Origin of the sequence: Parabacteroides sp. AF17-28, assembly GCF_003479205.1 — a bacterium.
Taxonomy (GTDB): domain Bacteria; phylum Bacteroidota; class Bacteroidia; order Bacteroidales; family Tannerellaceae; genus Parabacteroides; species Parabacteroides acidifaciens.
The window spans coordinates 37920-54801 of the sequence record NZ_QUGV01000009.1; the positions used below are offsets into that span (position 1 = coordinate 37920).

Below are 16882 nucleotides of genomic sequence, written 5' to 3' on the forward strand. Positions count from 1 at the left end.
ATTGTTATGAATTATATTTGATGCAAATATATTGCAAAATGTTATATGTGCAAAATTATTCGCAATAAAATATTGCAGGATGTGCTTATTTTGTTCTGAGACAATTGTTAACTTGGTTATATGAACAGTATATTGGATAATATTGATACAATTCGAAGGAATAAAGGTTATTCACAGGAATACATAGCTGCACAAATAGGTATGAAGCAGGCGGGGTTTAGTCTGATAATGTCTGGAGAACGTGAGCTTAAATATAATACCTTATTGCAAATTGCAAAGGTATTACAGATCTCTGTAATAGATGTTATTACATTTCCGGAGAAATATATTCCTTCTAAAGGAAGCAGTCTGTCGACAGAGGCTGTCTTACAAATAAAACTGGATGGCGATAAAAAAGATCAGATACTAAACATTGCACTTGGAGAACAGATTGCAGATTTGCTGAAATCGAAATGATTTTCTGGAGGAATGCACGGAAGGAGAGGCTCGAACTCCCGACACCTGGTTTTGGAGACCAGTGCTCTACCGACTGAGCTACTTCCGTGTTTGCGGGTGCAAAGGTAAGATATTATTTTGAATAACCAAGCCCTTAATATAAATTCTTCACTTTGTACTTTGAGAATGTTTTGAATATCTTTGTGTGTTCCATAAAATCAATCAACAAAAACATGAAAAACGAATTAGAAATGAACGCCAACCCTTTGGTTGAGCATCTTCAGAAGCCATCTTCCGAATTTACAAAGGCGGATATTGTATCTTATATAAAGGATAAAGGTATCCGGATGGTAAACTTTATGTATCCTGCCGGTGACGGACGGTTGAAAACGCTGAATTTTGTAATTAACAATGCGGCTTATCTGGATGCAATTTTGACTTGCGGCGAGCGTGTGGACGGTTCCAGCCTGTTCTCGTTTATCGAGGCGGGAAGTAGCGATTTGTATGTGATCCCGCGTTTCCGGACGGCGTTTGTCGATCCTTTCTCCGAATTACCGACGTTGAGTATGCTGTGTTCGTTCTTTAATAAAGATGGGGAGCCGCTGGAAAGTTCACCTGAATATACATTGCACAAGGCAAGCAAGGCTTTTACGGATGTGACCGGCATGGAGTTCGAGGCGATGGGCGAGTTGGAATATTATGTAATCGCAGAAGAGGAAGAGCTGTTCCCGGCAACAGACCAGCGGGGGTATCACGAGTCAGGGCCGTATGCCAAATTTAATCAGTTCCGTACGCAGTGTATGCAATATATCGCACAGGCAGGCGGACAGATCAAATACGGACATTCGGAAGTGGGTAATTTTACCCTGAACGGGAAGATCTATGAACAGAATGAGATCGAGTTCCTGCCGACGAGAGTGGAAGACGCAGCCGACCAGTTGATGATTGCCAAATGGGTGATCCGGAATCTGGCATACGAATATGGTCTTGACATTACTTTTGCCCCGAAGATAACGGCGGGGAAGGCCGGCTCCGGTTTACATATACATATGCGCATCATGAAAGACGGCAAGAACCAAATGTTGCAGGATGGTATTTTGTCGGGAACAGCCCGCCGGGCAATTGCCGGAATGATGAAGCTGGCACCGTCTATTACGGCATTCGGCAATACCAATCCGACTTCTTATTTCCGTCTGGTTCCCCATCAGGAGGCTCCGACTAATATTTGTTGGGGCGATCGTAACCGTTCCGTTTTGGTACGCGTTCCGTTGGGATGGGCAGCCAAGAAAGATATGTGTTCGCTGGCGAATCCGCTCGAGGCGGACAGCCATTACGATACGACGCAAAAGCAGACAGTCGAGATGCGTTCGCCGGACGGATCGGCTGATCTTTATCAATTATTGGCAGGATTGGCAGTCGCTTGCCGGTATGGATTCGAAATCCCGGATGCGTTGGATGTTGCGGAAAAAACGTATGTGAATGTGAATATCCATCAGGCTGAAAACAAAGCGCGGTTGGAATCTTTAGATCAGTTACCGGACAGCTGTGTCGCTTCAGCTAAACGTTTGCAACAGCAGAGAGCGATATTCGAACAATATAATGTGTTCAGCCCGAGTATGATCGACGGTATCATAAAGAAACTGGAAAGTTATTGCGATACGATGTTGCGCAAAGACCTGGAAGGCCACACCGAAGGAATGCTGGAACTGGTGAATCGGTATTTCCATTGCGGGTAAGATATAGTTGAAAGTGGAGAGTTGAAAGTTAAAAATATCGCTTGTCGCAACTTTCCACTTTCAATTTTCCACTTTCAACTGATATTCAGTTCTTCAAACATGACTTTATAGGCAGCAGCCTTTTCTTCCAATGGTTTCGGGTACGCCCGGGAGGAAGAAGGCATGCGGTAAAGGCGGAAGACACGGTCCAACAAGGTGAAACGGGAATAGGAGCCGACTTTGGGTTCTTCAACCGGAGGCAGCATGGCAATTAATGTATCCATCGCTTTTTGTCCTGTTACGACAATGGCTTCACATGCGGGAATCTTGGCCAGAACTTCAGCCGGGTTCAATGGAGTGACAACCTGCAGGAAGTTGTCGGATGCATTGCCTTTCAGACGGATTACCTCCATTGCCGTATCGCCGATCCCGATTCCTTTTTCCCGGCAGAAAGCTTTCGCTTTTTCTTCGCTGAAAGCCTTCTTTGTTTCCAGAAAGTATTCCTTGTTATGATAGAAAATCAGGCCGAGTATCCGCCACATATCGTTTTGGATATTCGGGTAGTAGAAGTTCATAGACCAGCGCGCGAGCGGAGGCGGGAAGCTTCCTAACATCAGTAACTTCGTATTCTCCGGCAGGAAGAACCCTAAAGGATGTTGTTCGACCTCTTTCTTCTCCATTATTTATCTTCTTTCCTTTGTCTCTTGGCATCTTCCTTTGCCATCAACACGACATTGTAGACAAAATCGGTCATCCATTCTTCCGAGTAGCCGAGTGACTCTTTGTATTTCCGTATTCTCCAGGCTACTTTCTGTGTGCTGACTTCTTTCCATTCCGAGCGGGTTACGATCTCGTGGATGGTCTTCTGCGTCTGGGCATATAAAAGTTTCTTTACCAGCATGGAGAAACGGAACTTCCATTGCATCAGAGTGTCCAGCAGGGAGAACAGGTCGTTGTTGAATCCCTGGTACATGATGAAATAAGATTTAATGTCGTTCTGCGTCCGGCAGTTCTTTTTGATGGAAGCGTCGATTTCTTTGAAGAAGTTTTCGTTCAAGCCGTATTCCTGCATCAGTATTTTGCGGGCACGCGATTTCTCGGCGATCCCTAACTTATTGTTCTGTGTCGGGATTTTGAGCATCCGTTTAAACAGCGCCATATCGTTCAATATGTTGAGGTTCGTGATCCCTAACTGTACGGCCATCACTGCCTGATAATACACGCGGATCAGCGTAACAAACTCCTCGACGGAGCCTTTCGATACGACTGTTTCTTCTTCTTCTTTCTTCTTGAATAGTTTGGAAATGATATTCATTTGTATGTTCGTTATGATAATTTGGGGGCAAATATACTAAAACTTGTCCCGCCGACAGACATTCTTCCTACTCAATTCGTTCAATCGTTATTTCCGGAAATGTCTCCGTGAACCAGAGGAGCGGGCTGTCATCCGAATATTTCTTTGCTTTCACAACTAATGACACGAGGTAAGTGTTTGTGGCCGTATGGCTTAACTCCTTTAGCTCGTAAGAGGCGAGCAGATATCCCCGTTCGGATATGACGGGTATGATCTTTTTAATAATATCTTTCTCTGTCGTGGAAAAAACAATCAGCGAACTTTTCATTCCCACACTTTTAAAGATAACGCTTAGTAGCTCTAACCCGACCAGCGTGAGAATGGTTGCGGCAATACTGATGCCGTACATACCGGCACCGCAAGCCAACCCGATACCGGCCGTAGCCCAAATCCCGGCGGCTGTGGTCAGACCTCGCACGAACTGTTTCTGTATGATGATGGTGCCGGCCCCGATAAAACCGATACCGCTGACAACCTGTGCCGCAACACGGCTCGGGTCGAGTGATACGCTGTCTTCCAGGATGATTTGCTGGAAGCCGTATTGCGAAACAATCATAATCAGTGCACTTCCTAAAGAAACGAGGAAGTGAGTGCGGTACCCCGCCTCTTTAGCCCTGTATTCCCTGTCGAGCCCGATCACGGCTCCCAGGATGCCGGCCACGAATAGTCTTAAAATAAAATCCCATATCATGACAAAAATATTATATTCTGCAGTATGTAAACCGCGGCGCCCGACAAATAGCCGGCCATTGCGAGCAGGGAGACCCGTTTCAGGTACCAGAGGAAGTTAATCCCTTCCAAGCCCATGACGACGACTCCGGCAGCAGACCCGATAATCAACATGCTGCCTCCGACACCGGCACAGTAGGCAAGGAACTGCCAGAACACGCCGTCCTGTACGAAATGAGTCATATAAACCGGATCGGCGGCTGTCGCAATCATCGCATCCGAAGCGATCGGGTACATGCCGATAGCTCCGGCGACAAGCGGAACATTGTCGACAACGGCTGAAAGGGTTCCGATAATCAGGTTGACCGCATACACATTTCCGATCGTGTCGTCCAGCCAAAGTGAGAAACTACCTAAAACGCCACTGCAACGCAGCGCGTCTACAGCCAGCAGGATGCCGAGGAAAAACATCAGAGTCGCCCCGTCGATGCGGCTGACTACTTTCGACAGGCGCAGTTTCAGGTCTTCGTTGATCGGCGTCCGCCGATACATCAGTTCGGTGAATACCCACAAAATCCCGACTCCCATCAGAATCCCCATAAACGGGGGCAGATGCGTGATTGTCTTGAATATCGGCACGAACAGCAGGCAGAACACGCCGATGCAAAGAATCGCCAACTTTTCATTTGCCTTTAATACCTTTAAGAGCTGGTTATCCCTGTTTTCCTCGAAAGCGTTAGGCGGCGTCACCTTCCCGTGCAGATAGCGGGAGATGAGCAACACCGGAACCAATGCCGACACGAGGCTTGGCAAAAACAAATGCGGGATGGTTGCCGAAGTCGATATGTTTCCTCTGACCCACAACATGATGGTCGTCACATCACCGATAGGCGACCAGGCTCCGCCGCTATTGGCTGCAATCACGATGATACTGCCGAAAATCCAGCGTTCCTTATAGTTACCGATCAGTTTCCGGATCAGCATGACCATTACGATAGAAGTAGTCAGGTTGTCCAGGACTGCTGACATGAAGAATGTTATGGTGGCGATTACGAATAACAGTTTGCGTTTGCTATTGGTCGTGATACGGTTGGTGATAAACATAAAGCCCCCGTGCGAATCGACCAGCTCGACTGTGATCATGGCCCCGATCAGGAAAATCAGTGTCTCGGCAATCTCACCGATGCTATCTAATATCTGGTGGTCGATGACAAAACGGATACATTGATCGGCGTATGGCAAATCCTTCATGAAAGGAAAAGCGTCCAGGAAAAGACTGAATTCTTCGGCGGAAGCCGTCGGGATAAATTGTGGTGATCCAAAGGTGTATAAGACCCAAAGAATCGTCCCTGTCAGGAGCGCTGTCCCCGCCTTGTTGATTTTTAGAGGATGTTCCAATGCGATAAGTAAATATCCGACCAGGAACACGATGATCATTGCTGTCAACATCATATTTGTATTAATTGCTTTATATCCGCAAAATTATCAATTTATATGGAACTAACACTGTTGTGGAGACGCTTTTTCTAAATATAAATGTAACTGGATTTTCATTCCCTGTAACACCTTAGTCATTATGTTGAAATGCAGTTGGAGGACTTTTGCAGCGGAAATACATTTATCCACTAAATACAATTGTGTATGAAAAAAAGTTTACTTCTTAATGTGCAGTCTCTGGTTGCTGCTGCACTTGTTTCTTTAACGGCTGGCGTACAGCCGCTTTCCGCACAGGAAACAACTCTTACATTGAATAAGGCGGACTTTTCCGTTCCTACCTGGACGAAGTTGTTGCGCGCATCGAAGGCTGCCGATGGCAAACTGCCTTACAGTATTAATATGACAATAAACGGCGATCCTTCTTCACAACTTGGTTTTGCCTGGTTTACGAATCCGACTTCGGAAAAGGGGATGGTTCAGATCGTAAAGAAAGCAAATGCAACAGAAAAGGATTTCGAAGGTTCTATTATTACTCAGGATGCAACAATCGAGCATGTTTCTGTGAATTATCTGGTAGATGCCAATAAGGTGGATGCCGGTATCGAGTCGAAAACGGATATGGCTTACACCAGTCATAAAGCGCTGGTCGATAAGCTTTCTCCGGGTACAACTTATTCATTTCGCGTCGGTGTGCCCGGAGCTTGGAGTGAAATTGGTAGTTTTACAACCGCTAAGAACGATAAGAGTGCCTATTCCTTTATTTATATAACGGATACACAAGCCCAGTATGATGAAATGTTCGATGTGTCGCAGAAGACGATTCACGCAGCTCAACGTCTTGTCCCGGATGCGCAGTTCGTACTTTGCAACGGTGACTTTGTTGAAACGACCGGTGCGACAAAAACTGCTGATGTAGACAAAAACTTCTCATCCGAATGGGAGTGGGAACAGTGGTTCTCAACCATGCAGGATGTATGGATGCAAAAACCGTTGGTTCCGGCACAGGGAAATCATGACCGGAGCGTGCGTGACAGTAATTTTGCCAAACATTTCAATACGGATAATTCATTCAATGAAAATTCTTCGGCCAAGACTGCTATGGACGGAACTATCTACTCCTTTGTTTACGGAGATGCGCTCTTCATGGTAATCAACTACGAAGATTATAGCGCCGAAGGATATTTTGATGAGTTGAAGGCTTGGATGCGCAAGCAGGTAGATGCTCATAAGGATGTGAAATGGCGTATCGCTACCTATCATAAGAATATGTTTACCGGTAGCAACTCCCACCAGGACGATGCCGACGGTAAGGCTGTCCGTGCCGCCATGCTTCCGATATTCGATGAGTTGAAGATTGATCTGGCGCTTCAGGGACACGACCATATCTATGAGGTGATCGGCCCGGTCAGCAATACAGCCAAGACGCTGGTCGCCGATGCTGTTCAGAACGTAGAAGTAGTCGGCCAGCCGGGTGCTCGTGAGAATATGACCGGAAAGAAGGGTGGCGTGTTTAATGTAAAAGACGGGACGCTTTATTTCTTGAACAATTCCGCCGGTAAGAAAAAATACGAACCGCGTAACGAAGCTGCCATGATTGCATCTTTGGACAAACATGAGGTGGCTAATTACTGGGGTCTTTTCTCCGGCAAATTTGGCCAGACAGGCGAACCTACTTTCAGCCGTGTCAATATGAGTACGGATAAAATCGAGATTGAAACCTATACGGTCAACGATCTGGGCGAACCTTCTTTGTTCGACTCTTTCACTGTGGTCAAAGACGATGCGACAGCCAATACAAGCGTTCTCAAGTCGGCTCAGGTGACGGTTGCGCCGAATCCTGCATCCGATGTAATCCGTATCGACGGAGTGATTGCCGACAAAGTGGAAATCTTCTCGATGAACGGAGATTTGGTTAAAGTAGCCAGAAATAGCAACGAAGTGAATGTAAGTTCGCTGGCGACCGGTATGTATGTGGTAAAAATCACTGCAGATAATGAGTTGTTCTTCTCCAAAGTAATGAAAAAATAACCAGGATAAGGGGGTGTGTCAAAAGTAAGTTCTAACGCTTTAGCGTGTCATTGCGGACTTGCCCCGCAACCTTATACTAAACTGATTTACAGTAATTAGGATGAGATGGCAGGTGCAGTCATCCCGGACTTGATCCGGGACCGCCAAGACACAGACGCTATAAATAGGACTTTTGACACATCACCTTATTGTATAAAACGGTTTTTTTAGGTTTAAGAGACATCCGAAACAAAACAAATGTTAATCTACTTTTTTGACCTCAAAAAGGGACTTTTTCGCCTTTTTTGAGTGTTTTCCCAAATTACGACAGTCTTCTTTGCCATTACGACCGTGCTACTGTGTAGTGCACTCGGCACCTCGCGAAGATTAGGACGGTCATAATGGCGATTAGAACGGTCGTAATTGAAAAGAGGACCGTTTTCAGGGCAAAAAAGCCCCTTAATTTCCTTGGGATATTTGGAACGCCGTCCGTTTTATTTTCAAATATTCGATTCTCCGGGAGTTAAGCTTTATCACATTGTCGGTGTTTCCGGTTTCCGGCAATCAAATTGCACGCTTTTTGAAACGGACTGCGCACCTCGTTTTTCCCATTGTCAGAAAGGGAAGCTTAAACCGTGAAAAGAGTCAATCCAAAATCGATCAAATTTTCGGACGAAATAGAAAAATAGCCAAAAAGGGGGTTATTGTAAATTTCGTATTTAAGACATGAGGTTTTTCGAACCTGTAAGTGTTAATCCGCTTTTCGAACGTCAAAAAGTTGGTTCTGCCCAATCTTTTGTATCTTTGTCCTGCATTTTAAGCAGATATGAATATATGATAAGCTACTTACAGATAGATAAGCTGACCAAGAGCTTCGGCGACCTGGTTCTTTTTGAGGATATTACTTTTGGAATTGCGCAAGGACAGAAAGTCGGGCTGATAGCCAAGAATGGTACAGGTAAAACGACTTTGCTGAATATCATAGCCGGTAAGGAAGATTATGACAGTGGGGCGGTTGTCTTCCGTAACGACCTGCGCGTCGGATATCTCGAGCAGACGCCGCATTATCCGGACGGCTTGACTGTCTTACAGGCTTGTTTCTATTCGCCGAACGAGACGGTGCGTCTGATTGCCGAATACGAACAGGCGATAGCAAGCGGCAACCATTCCAATCTCGAAGACATACTGCTCCGGATGGATAACCTGAAGGCCTGGGACTACGAACAGCGGGCGAAGCAGATTTTAGGGCAGTTGAAGATACAGAATTTCGACCAGAAGGTGGAAACGCTTTCCGGCGGACAACTGAAGCGCGTGGCATTGGCAAACGTCCTGATTACCGATCCGGAACTGATTATTCTTGACGAGCCGACCAACCACCTGGACCTGGAGATGACCGAATGGCTCGAAGGATACCTGTCTCGTGCGAACATTAGCATATTGATGGTGACGCACGACCGTTATTTCCTGGACCGTGTCTGTAGCGAGATCATCGAAATAGACCGGCAGCAGATTTACCAGTATAAAGGAAATTACAGCTATTACCTGGAAAAACGCCAGGAACGCATAGAGGCTTTGAATACGGAAGTCGACCGGGCGAGCAACCTGCTTCGCAAGGAGCTGGACTGGATGCGCCGTCAGCCACAGGCTCGCGGGACCAAAGCCAAATACCGGATCGACGCTTTCTACGAACTGGAAAAGAAAGCGAAACAGCAGCATGACGCGGGCAACGTGAACCTGGATGTGAAGGCGTCGTATATCGGTTCCAAGATTTTCGAGGCGGAACATGTCTGTAAGCGTTTCGGCGACCTGAAGATCGTAGAAGATTTCAACTACGTCTTTGCCCGTTACGAAAAGATGGGGATTGTCGGAAACAACGGGACCGGGAAGTCGACCTTTATCAAGATGTTGATGGGAGAGGTGGAGCCGGACAGCGGACGGTTTGATGTGGGCGAAACGGTTCGTTTCGGCTATTACAGCCAAGACGGTCTTCAGTTCGACGAGCAGATGAAGGTGATCGATGTGGTCCAGAATATTGCCGAATATGTTGATCTGGGCGACGGGAAGAAGATGGGCGTTTCCCAATTTCTGAACTATTTCCTGTTTGCTCCGGAGAAACAACATAGCTATGTCTATAAGCTGAGCGGAGGGGAGAAGCGGCGTTTGTACCTGTGTACAGTCCTGATGCGCAATCCGAATTTCCTTGTGCTGGACGAGCCGACGAACGACCTGGATATCGTGACGCTGAATGTGTTGGAGGAATATCTGCGAAATTTCAAAGGATGCGCGATTGTCGTTTCCCACGACCGTTATTTCATGGATAAGGTGGTCGATCATCTGCTGGTGTTCCGGGGTAACGCGGACATCAAGGATTTTCCCGGGAACTATTCACAATATCGTGACTGGAAAGAGGTGCAGGACCAACTGGAAAAAGAGGTCGAAGCCGCTCGCCAGCCGAAACAGGCTCCGGTAGCCGATAAAACGTCCCGTCCCGAAAAAGAACAGAAGAAGAAACTCACTTTCAAGGAACGCAAAGAGTTTGAAGCGCTTGAAGCCGAAATACCGCAGCTCGAAGCCGAAAAAGCCGAGCTGGAAGTGGCGATGAGCAGCGGCACGCTCAGCAACGACGAGTTGTTGGCTAAGTCCGAACGGATTGCAAAAGTAATAGATGAAATAGACGAAAAGACAATGCGCTGGCTCGAATTGAGCGAGTTGGCGTGAATAATGTGCCAATGAGTCAATATGCCAATGTGCCAATTATGAATACGGAGAAACCGATCTTGTGGAACCGGAACTTTGTGCAATGTTGCATTTCCTATTTCCTGATGAATTTCTCTTTCTACCTGTTGATGCCGACGATGCCGCTTTATCTGGTGGAAGTTTTGGGGATCGACACGGCAAATGTGGGGATTGTGCTGTCGAGTTATACGGTCGGGCTGCTTTGTGTCCGTCCCTTCTCCGGATTTCTGGTGGATTGCTTCTCGCGTAAGCCGTTGTATTTATTGGCTTTCTTTGTTTTTGCCGTTATGTTTGGCGGCTATCTGGTCGCGGCGACTATGCTGACGATTATGGCGGTGCGGTTTGTGCAGGGCGGCTTTATGGGGCTTACTTCCGTTTCCGGCAATACGATTGCGATCGATGTGATTCCGTCTGCGCGGCGGGGGGAAGGAATGGGATTCTATGGTTTGACGATCAATCTGGCGATGTCGCTGGCTCCGCTGGTGGCAGTCGTTATCTATGATAAATGGGGCTTTCATTCGTTGGTGCTGGTCGGGTTGGTAGCAGCTTTCATCGGTGTCGGGTCCGTTTGCCTGATCCGCTATCCGAAGCGGGAGAAAATGCCGCGTCCTCATTTTTCCCTGGATCGTTTTATCCTGGTGAAGGCGTTGCCGGCTGCGTTGGCTTATATCCTGGTGGCGATACCTTACGGGATGATTACCTCTTTTGTCGTTTTATATGGGAAAGAGATCGAGGTGGCCAATCCCGGCTACTTCTTTATTTATATGGCGGTTGGTGTGGGGACGTCGCGTCTGATATCCGGCCGCCTGGTCGATTATGGCAAGATCCATTGGGTTTCGGTCTGTTCGTCCGTCTGTCTGTTGGTGACGTTCGCTGTGTTTGCAACCGTTCATCATCCTGTGGCTTTCTTCGTTTGCGCCTTGATGATCGGGATCGGGTATGGCGTGGGAGTGCCTGCCTTCCAATGTCTTTTTGTCAACGTCGCTCCGCATAATATGCGCGGGACGGCAACTTCTACCTATCTGACTTCTTTTGATCTGGGTGTCGGGATTGGTATGCTTTCAGCCGGTTTTATCGCTTCCCATGCGGGGCTGGCTATGGCTTACGGGGTGGGAGGCGGTTGTTGTCTGCTCTCCCTGTTTGTCTATTTGCGTTGGGTACGGCCGTCGTATGAGAAATATAAATTATTAGTTTGATGTATGAAAAGCATTCTGTTAACCATCTTTTTACTGACATATACCTGTTTGCCATGCTTTTGTCAGCAGGCAGTTGATGAAGCATGGGTTGCTTCTATTGATAAAGAATATGCCGTTTTCCCTTCTGAACTGATTTATCTCCAAGTCAGCAAAGGTATTTATGAGACAGGTGAAGACCTTTGGTTTAAAGCCTACCAGTTGAATGCCCAGTCTTTCGGTTTGTCGGATCAAAGCAAGACATTGTATCTGCAAATGATAAATTGCGAAGATAGTATCGTCTGGCAAGAAAAGTATCCGGTAGAAAATGGTATGGCATTCGGCCACGTTTATGTAAGTGAGAAGTTGTCGGAAGGAGATTATTTTCTGGAAGCCTATACCCGCCACTCCTTTCACAATGACACAACTGGAATAATTTCATCCCGTAAAATAAGGGTAGTTAAAAATATCGCTCATGACAGTCAACAACCGGAGAACATTGAAAAAGATCGTTTGCAGTTTGATCTTTTTCCGGAGGGAGGAAACCTGGTTTCGGGCTTGCCTTCGCGTGTGGCATTTAAGGCGACGAATGGCAGAGGATATCCGGTAGCAGTAAAGGGAACTTTGTATCAAGGAGAAGCTCCGGTCATTCGGTTTGAAAGTCGTCATGACGGAATGGGAGCTTTCTTCTTTACTCCTGATTCGGAGAAGAAATATCGTATAGAGTTAGATAATGGTGCAGAGTATTCTTTACCGGAGATTTATCTTCAAGGAATGACTTTATGTTTATTTAAACAAGACAAGAAACATCTGGAATTTTTTATTTCACAAGCGGAAGGTTCGTCTGCTCAGGAGATTTGTCTTTTAGGGCAAATTCGTGGAATGATTTGTTGTGTGGCAAAGGGGGTGCTGAAGGACCGGCTTAAAATAAAAATGCCGCTTAATGAGTTTCCTTATCAGGGAATCGTAGAGTTTACCTTATTTAATGGCAATAGGCAACCGGTAGCAGAGAGGTTGGTTTATGTGAATCCGGAAAAGAAGATGCGGATAAAGATTGAACCGGATAAGAAAACATATGCTATTCGTGAAAAAGCGACATTGAAAATAAAGGTTACGGATGAGAATGGCAGACCGTTAAAAACGAATTTGGGCATTAGTGTGTTTGATAAGGCCTATGATAATCCGGCTGATCCGGTAAATATATTGACTCATTGTTATTTGTCTTCCCAAGTACGCGGGAAAATCCACAATCCGCTTTATTATTTCGATGATAAGAATAAAGATCGTATGTCGGCAATGGATTTATTGTTGCTGACGCAGGGGTGGAGGCGGTATGTCTGGAATATAGAAAATGCCTCCGATAATGAGAACCTGGTTTTGCCTGATGAAATAATGGGTGTACAATCTGTTGGCAGTAAGAAGAAAGGGAAAAAAACGCAGGGGACGGAGCAGCTTATCCAGATATCCGGGGCAGAGGGTAATTCAATGTATATATGGGCTGATTCAACCGGTTCTTTTACCGTCGGTACGGATATGTTGAAAGAACTACGGGGCGGTTATGTCTATTTGAAACCGATGTTGTCGAAAGAACTTAAACCAAAACTTGAGATAGAAGATTATTTCGCTCAAATCGATAGCATAAGGAAAAAGAAATCCAGATATTATCCGTCTGCAGAGCCGGAGCAGGATGAAAACGGGCTAATCCTTGATTTGCCTGTAGTGAGCAGTGACAGTACGGTCTTGCTGGACGGTGTAACGGTGACAGGGAAAGCGCGGAGGGCGTTTCGGGATAAGTTTATGGGGCGGTTGGATAGTCTGGCGCAAAAGGATTTGAATAATATCTGGGTTTGTAATTCCTGTGGTTTGTTACTGAATTATAAACCGGGATATGACGGACATCATGCGGTAAACGGTTGTCGGGCTGACAGTATGAGTAGACCTGTTGATGGGCAAACTTACAGGATTGCTAAATTTGAACATTTTCAATCTTCCGGAGTTGGCATACCTTTCCGGGTTATTGACGAACAGCTGGTCGTTTATCAGGGTCCGCTGTATTCGGAAGCAGAACTGCTCCGTATGAATAACATTTGGCGAGCCAAAGGCTATTATGCCGAACGCGAATTTTACAAGCCGGACGAAATAGACATGCAATTGTCAACTCCCGATGCCCGCAATACTTTATTATGGGAACCTTCTGTGATAACAGACGAAAAAGGGGAAGCGGAAGTCTCTTTCTTTTGTTCCGATATCAATACCGGTTTTATCGGAGTGGCGGAAGGGGTTGATGGAACAGGATTGCTTGGCTCCGGTAAATGCGAATTCAGAGTGATAAGAAAATAGAATGATATGAAAAGTTGTTATTGTTATTTGTTGGCGTTGTTGTTGGTTACTGCTTGTTCCGGTAACGGGAGAAGTGTGAAGAACGAGTTTAGAGGAAAGTTGGTAGCTACCAAACAATTGGTGGAAACGGGCGAGAAGAAATTCCGGCTCGATACGGATACGAAAGTGAAGCCTCCTTATATACAGATTTATACCGATGATGCGGGCGATTGTTTGTTGACATTTTTGAATAACCGGAAGAATGCTATTTATTTCTATCGCTATTCGGATACGACTTATCTTAAGCAGATTGCATTTGAGCGTGAAGGGGCCGATGCGATCATGAGCGCGGGCGCTTATTATGTCAAAAGTCCGGATTCGATCTATGTGTTCAACCGTCCGTTGATCGAGATCGCTTTGGCGGACAGTACCGGTCGTGTGCATAACCGTGTCACATTGTTGGATAAGGAAGATAAAGAATGGGCGTTGCATAATCCGCAATATCTGTTTTCGCCTGTCGTACCGTTGATGTTGATTGAGAATCATCTGATTTTGCCCGGAATGTCTCCTTTTCCTGAAAATCTGGCAGATAGGGAAAACTTCCGTTTTACCGCCTGTATCGATCTGGCGACAAACAAGGCGGAATATCACCATCTCTATCCGGAAGAATTATTCGGTAACGGCTACAATTGGGGTGGAGACCTGATTCTTCAACCTTATCCGGCTATCAGTCTGGAAGGGAAGATGGTTCATAGCTTTACCTGCTCGCATGATCTTTATATTTCGGATTGGAAGAATGATGCCGAAACTAAAGTTTATGGAGGTGGTAATACTGCCGGAACGATCCGCTCTATTGACCATGATGCTAAAGGAACGCCGGACGAACTTGTTTATGCTTGCTATATGCAGCAGGATTTATACGCTGCGCTCATTTACGATCCATTCCGCAAAGTCTATTACCGGTATTTGCAACGTGGCTTGCCTGATGCGGATCTGAAAACTCCTCTTGATAGCAAGCCGTTGACAATTATCGTAATGGATGATCAATTCCGCTATCTGGGCGAGACGGAAATCGGTACGGGGCAGGAATGGAATTGGACGAACTCTTTTGTTACGGCCGAAGGGTTGAATATAGAGCATATCGGAGATGAACCCGAAGATGACGATTTTCTGACTTTCGGTTTGTTTAATCTGAAAGATTTATGATAGTATGAGTAGACCAGTCGGTGGGCAAACTTATAGAAATGAATTTATATAGATTGTGTTTATGTAAATATCGATTCGGTCTATATAATCGTGATATTGTGTCTTATTTGTAATATGTGTCTCGTTTGTGCTTCAAAAAGATTCTTATATTGTTAAATTGTGCTCGTTTTGATATTAGTTAACAAAGTTTTACTGTATTCAAGAACAATGTTCTAAAACATGTTGTTATATTTGTAGCAGCAAAAAGATAAAAGGTGAAAAGATAGGGGACAGCGGTCCCCGTGTTTAGGTTTAACAATTTAATGTTTAGGTATTATGAGACGTTTAGGTATGGCTGTTGCAGCCGTTTTATTATGTGCAACGATGGGTTTTGCACGCGAAAACCGTAACAATGTGAGTAAAGAACCGTTTGCTATTAACTTTGAAAAATTGAGCAACTATTTGCAGTTGTCATCTTATCAGGCTAATGAAGTGGCAAACATTAACGAGTATTTTCAGGATATGCAGAAGGAGAGTCTCAGGTCAAGCGAACAGATGCGCGACAAGAAGATGCGCCAGGCTGTTTACGGGAATCTGAAATTGATGAAGAAGGTTCTTACGCCGGAGCAGTATCGCAAATATGTGATCCTGTTGAATGTGACCAACAATAATAACCGTACGTTGAGTTTCTGATTCAAAAAGGTTATTTCTAATAACGGAAGAGATTGCACGCTTTGTGTGTGCAATCTCTTCTTTTTTATCTATCTTTGCGCTGTTTTTTAACAAATAATGAACACATATAAATCGAAACAACAACGCAAACATGGAACAACCGCTTAATCTGGCCTCTAATGCCGCATTGAAAAGAAATGTAGCAGACTACACTTTGATTGTTATCGGTGCTTTTTTCCAGGCACTTAGTTACGTCCTCTTTCTTGCTCCGTACAAGATCGTACCGGGAGGTGTGTATGGTATCTCAATCGTACTTCATTATGTGACAAAAGGAGTTTTCTCTTTTATGCCCGATGGCCTTCCGATGGGTGCGACGGCCCTCTGCTTCAACATCCCGCTGATGATTCTGGCAATGAAAAAGATCGGTTTGGCGTCCGGGCCTAAAACGATCGTGACGTTTGTGTTAATTTCCATCTTTACGGACTCATTGTCCTATTTATTGGGAAATCAGCCTTTGGTTGAGAACGATAGCTTTATCGCTTGTTTCTATGGCGGCGCAATCCTGGGTATCGGTGTGACTTGCGTGTTCCGGGCGCAGAGTACCAGTGCGGGAACGGATGTACTGGCACGTGTGATTGCCAATAATTCGAATCTGAAAGTCAGTAATATGATTATCGTGTTGGATTCATTGGTAGTCTTGTTGGGGCTGATTGTTTTCCGCGACTGGGCGGTTCCTTTGTATTCGTGGTTTACTATCTTCGTTTACGGGAAAATCGTGGAGATGTTCCAGACCGAGAATCCCAACCGGGCTGTCTTTATCGTATCTCGGAAAACACAGGAAATAAAGGAGCTGATCGTCGGGAAGATGGGAATGCGCGGTACTTTTTTGCACGGACGTGGTATGTATGAAGGCAAGGAAAAAGAAATCATCTTTACCATTGCTGAACGTAAAGACCTGCCCCGTCTGAAAGACGAGGTGAAGGAGATCGACCCGAATGCCTTTATCTCCACCATGCACGCGAGCAAGGATTCACCACGACCGGGAATCTAAAGAGTTGAAAGTTGAGAATTGAAAGTTGGAAGAGGTGGATTGAAAGTTAAAAAGTGGTAGCAAAAATAACTTTCAACTTTCAATTTTCAACTTTCAACTAAAATACATACCTTTGCCACATTTAAAAACA

General features: G+C 45.5%; 13 protein-coding genes and 1 tRNA gene. 9 read left to right on the forward strand and 5 right to left on the reverse strand.

The genetic code is table 11. The features are described 5' to 3' along the window. Positions 1-120 precede the first annotated feature (120 nt). Positions 121-456, forward strand: a complete 336-nt coding sequence (locus tag DWW90_RS08235) for a helix-turn-helix domain-containing protein (RefSeq protein WP_122332821.1) — start codon at positions 121-123, stop codon at positions 454-456. Between the two features lie 15 nt (positions 457-471). Here DWW90_RS08235 and DWW90_RS08240 read toward each other — a convergent pair. After that, positions 472-544: transfer RNA gene (locus DWW90_RS08240), tRNA-Trp, on the reverse strand. Between the two features lie 124 nt (positions 545-668). Between DWW90_RS08240 and DWW90_RS08245 the strand changes: the two genes are divergently transcribed. Continuing rightward, positions 669-2171 carry a glutamine synthetase family protein gene (locus DWW90_RS08245; protein WP_122344636.1) on the forward strand — a complete coding sequence of 501 codons (1503 nt, stop codon included), beginning with the start codon at positions 669-671 and terminating at the stop codon, positions 2169-2171. Positions 2172-2245: 74 nt separating this feature from the next. On the opposite strand, the gene DWW90_RS08250 is transcribed toward DWW90_RS08245, so the two are convergent. The 4 genes from DWW90_RS08250 to nhaD all read right to left on the reverse strand — a co-directional run bounded on the left by DWW90_RS08250 (position 2246) and on the right by nhaD (position 5622). Then, on the reverse strand, positions 2246-2830 hold the full coding sequence (locus DWW90_RS08250; protein WP_122344637.1) for a uracil-DNA glycosylase family protein: 585 nt from the start codon (positions 2828-2830) through the stop codon (positions 2246-2248). Then, positions 2830-3465 carry a hypothetical protein gene (locus DWW90_RS08255; RefSeq protein WP_115499597.1) on the reverse strand — a complete coding sequence of 212 codons (636 nt, stop codon included), beginning with the start codon at positions 3463-3465 and terminating at the stop codon, positions 2830-2832. Before DWW90_RS08255 ends, DWW90_RS08250 begins: the two co-directional genes overlap by 1 nt. Before the next feature lie 67 nt (positions 3466-3532). Then, the gene (locus DWW90_RS08260; protein WP_115499596.1) at positions 3533-4195 is read right to left on the reverse strand and encodes an MgtC/SapB family protein; all 663 of its coding nucleotides are present in this window, start codon (positions 4193-4195) and stop codon (positions 3533-3535) included. Continuing rightward, a complete protein-coding gene (gene nhaD, locus DWW90_RS08265) occupies positions 4192-5622 on the reverse strand; it encodes a sodium:proton antiporter NhaD (protein WP_122344727.1) in 1431 nt (476 codons plus the stop codon). The genes DWW90_RS08260 and nhaD overlap by 4 nt, the downstream gene beginning before the upstream one ends. A 192-nt stretch (positions 5623-5814) precedes the next feature. On the opposite strand from nhaD, the gene DWW90_RS08270 reads away from it, so the two are divergent. From DWW90_RS08270 to DWW90_RS08300, 7 genes are all read left to right on the forward strand, one after another. Beyond that, the gene (locus DWW90_RS08270) at positions 5815-7638 is read left to right on the forward strand and encodes a fibronectin type III domain-containing protein (RefSeq protein WP_122344638.1); all 1824 of its coding nucleotides are present in this window, start codon (positions 5815-5817) and stop codon (positions 7636-7638) included. Positions 7639-8451: 813 nt separating this feature from the next. Beyond that, positions 8452-10335 (forward strand): ABC-F family ATP-binding cassette domain-containing protein, encoded by a 1884-nt coding sequence (locus DWW90_RS08275; protein ID WP_122344639.1) that lies wholly within the window; start codon positions 8452-8454, stop codon positions 10333-10335. Positions 10336-10373: 38 nt separating this feature from the next. Beyond that, positions 10374-11549, forward strand: coding sequence for an MFS transporter (locus DWW90_RS08280; RefSeq protein ID WP_122344640.1), 1176 nt, complete (start codon positions 10374-10376; stop codon positions 11547-11549). Between the two features lie 3 nt (positions 11550-11552). Further along, positions 11553-13865 (forward strand): hypothetical protein, encoded by a 2313-nt coding sequence (locus DWW90_RS08285; protein WP_122344641.1) that lies wholly within the window; start codon positions 11553-11555, stop codon positions 13863-13865. Positions 13866-13871: 6 nt separating this feature from the next. Further along, positions 13872-15050, forward strand: coding sequence for a DUF4221 family protein (locus DWW90_RS08290; RefSeq protein ID WP_122344642.1), 1179 nt, complete (start codon positions 13872-13874; stop codon positions 15048-15050). Positions 15051-15365: 315 nt separating this feature from the next. After that, positions 15366-15722 (forward strand): hypothetical protein, encoded by a 357-nt coding sequence (locus tag DWW90_RS08295; RefSeq protein WP_115499590.1) that lies wholly within the window; start codon positions 15366-15368, stop codon positions 15720-15722. 130 nt (positions 15723-15852) lie between these two features. After that, positions 15853-16752, forward strand: a complete 900-nt coding sequence (locus DWW90_RS08300) for a YitT family protein (RefSeq protein ID WP_122332809.1) — start codon at positions 15853-15855, stop codon at positions 16750-16752. The last annotated feature ends 130 nt before the right edge of the window (positions 16753-16882 follow it).

What these genes read in the sequence shown, in the direction of transcription:
- DWW90_RS08235 (WP_122332821.1), top strand. Translation starts at nt 121, where the DNA reads ATGAACAGTATATTGGATAATATTGATACAATTCGAAGGAATAAAGGT.
- DWW90_RS08270 (WP_122344638.1), top strand. Translation starts at nt 5,815, where the DNA reads ATGAAAAAAAGTTTACTTCTTAATGTGCAGTCTCTGGTTGCTGCTGCA.
- DWW90_RS08255 (WP_115499597.1), bottom strand. Translation starts at nt 3,465, where the DNA reads ATGAATATCATTTCCAAACTATTCAAGAAGAAAGAAGAAGAAGAAACA.
- DWW90_RS08295 (WP_115499590.1), top strand. Translation starts at nt 15,366, where the DNA reads ATGAGACGTTTAGGTATGGCTGTTGCAGCCGTTTTATTATGTGCAACG.
- DWW90_RS08280 (WP_122344640.1), top strand. Translation starts at nt 10,374, where the DNA reads ATGAATACGGAGAAACCGATCTTGTGGAACCGGAACTTTGTGCAATGT.
- DWW90_RS08285 (WP_122344641.1), top strand. Translation starts at nt 11,553, where the DNA reads ATGAAAAGCATTCTGTTAACCATCTTTTTACTGACATATACCTGTTTG.
- DWW90_RS08300 (WP_122332809.1), top strand. Translation starts at nt 15,853, where the DNA reads ATGGAACAACCGCTTAATCTGGCCTCTAATGCCGCATTGAAAAGAAAT.
- DWW90_RS08245 (WP_122344636.1), top strand. Translation starts at nt 669, where the DNA reads ATGAAAAACGAATTAGAAATGAACGCCAACCCTTTGGTTGAGCATCTT.
- DWW90_RS08290 (WP_122344642.1), top strand. Translation starts at nt 13,872, where the DNA reads ATGAAAAGTTGTTATTGTTATTTGTTGGCGTTGTTGTTGGTTACTGCT.
- DWW90_RS08260 (WP_115499596.1), bottom strand. Translation starts at nt 4,195, where the DNA reads ATGATATGGGATTTTATTTTAAGACTATTCGTGGCCGGCATCCTGGGA.
- DWW90_RS08250 (WP_122344637.1), bottom strand. Translation starts at nt 2,830, where the DNA reads ATGGAGAAGAAAGAGGTCGAACAACATCCTTTAGGGTTCTTCCTGCCG.
- DWW90_RS08275 (WP_122344639.1), top strand. Translation starts at nt 8,452, where the DNA reads ATGATAAGCTACTTACAGATAGATAAGCTGACCAAGAGCTTCGGCGAC.
- nhaD (WP_122344727.1), bottom strand. Translation starts at nt 5,622, where the DNA reads ATGTTGACAGCAATGATCATCGTGTTCCTGGTCGGATATTTACTTATC.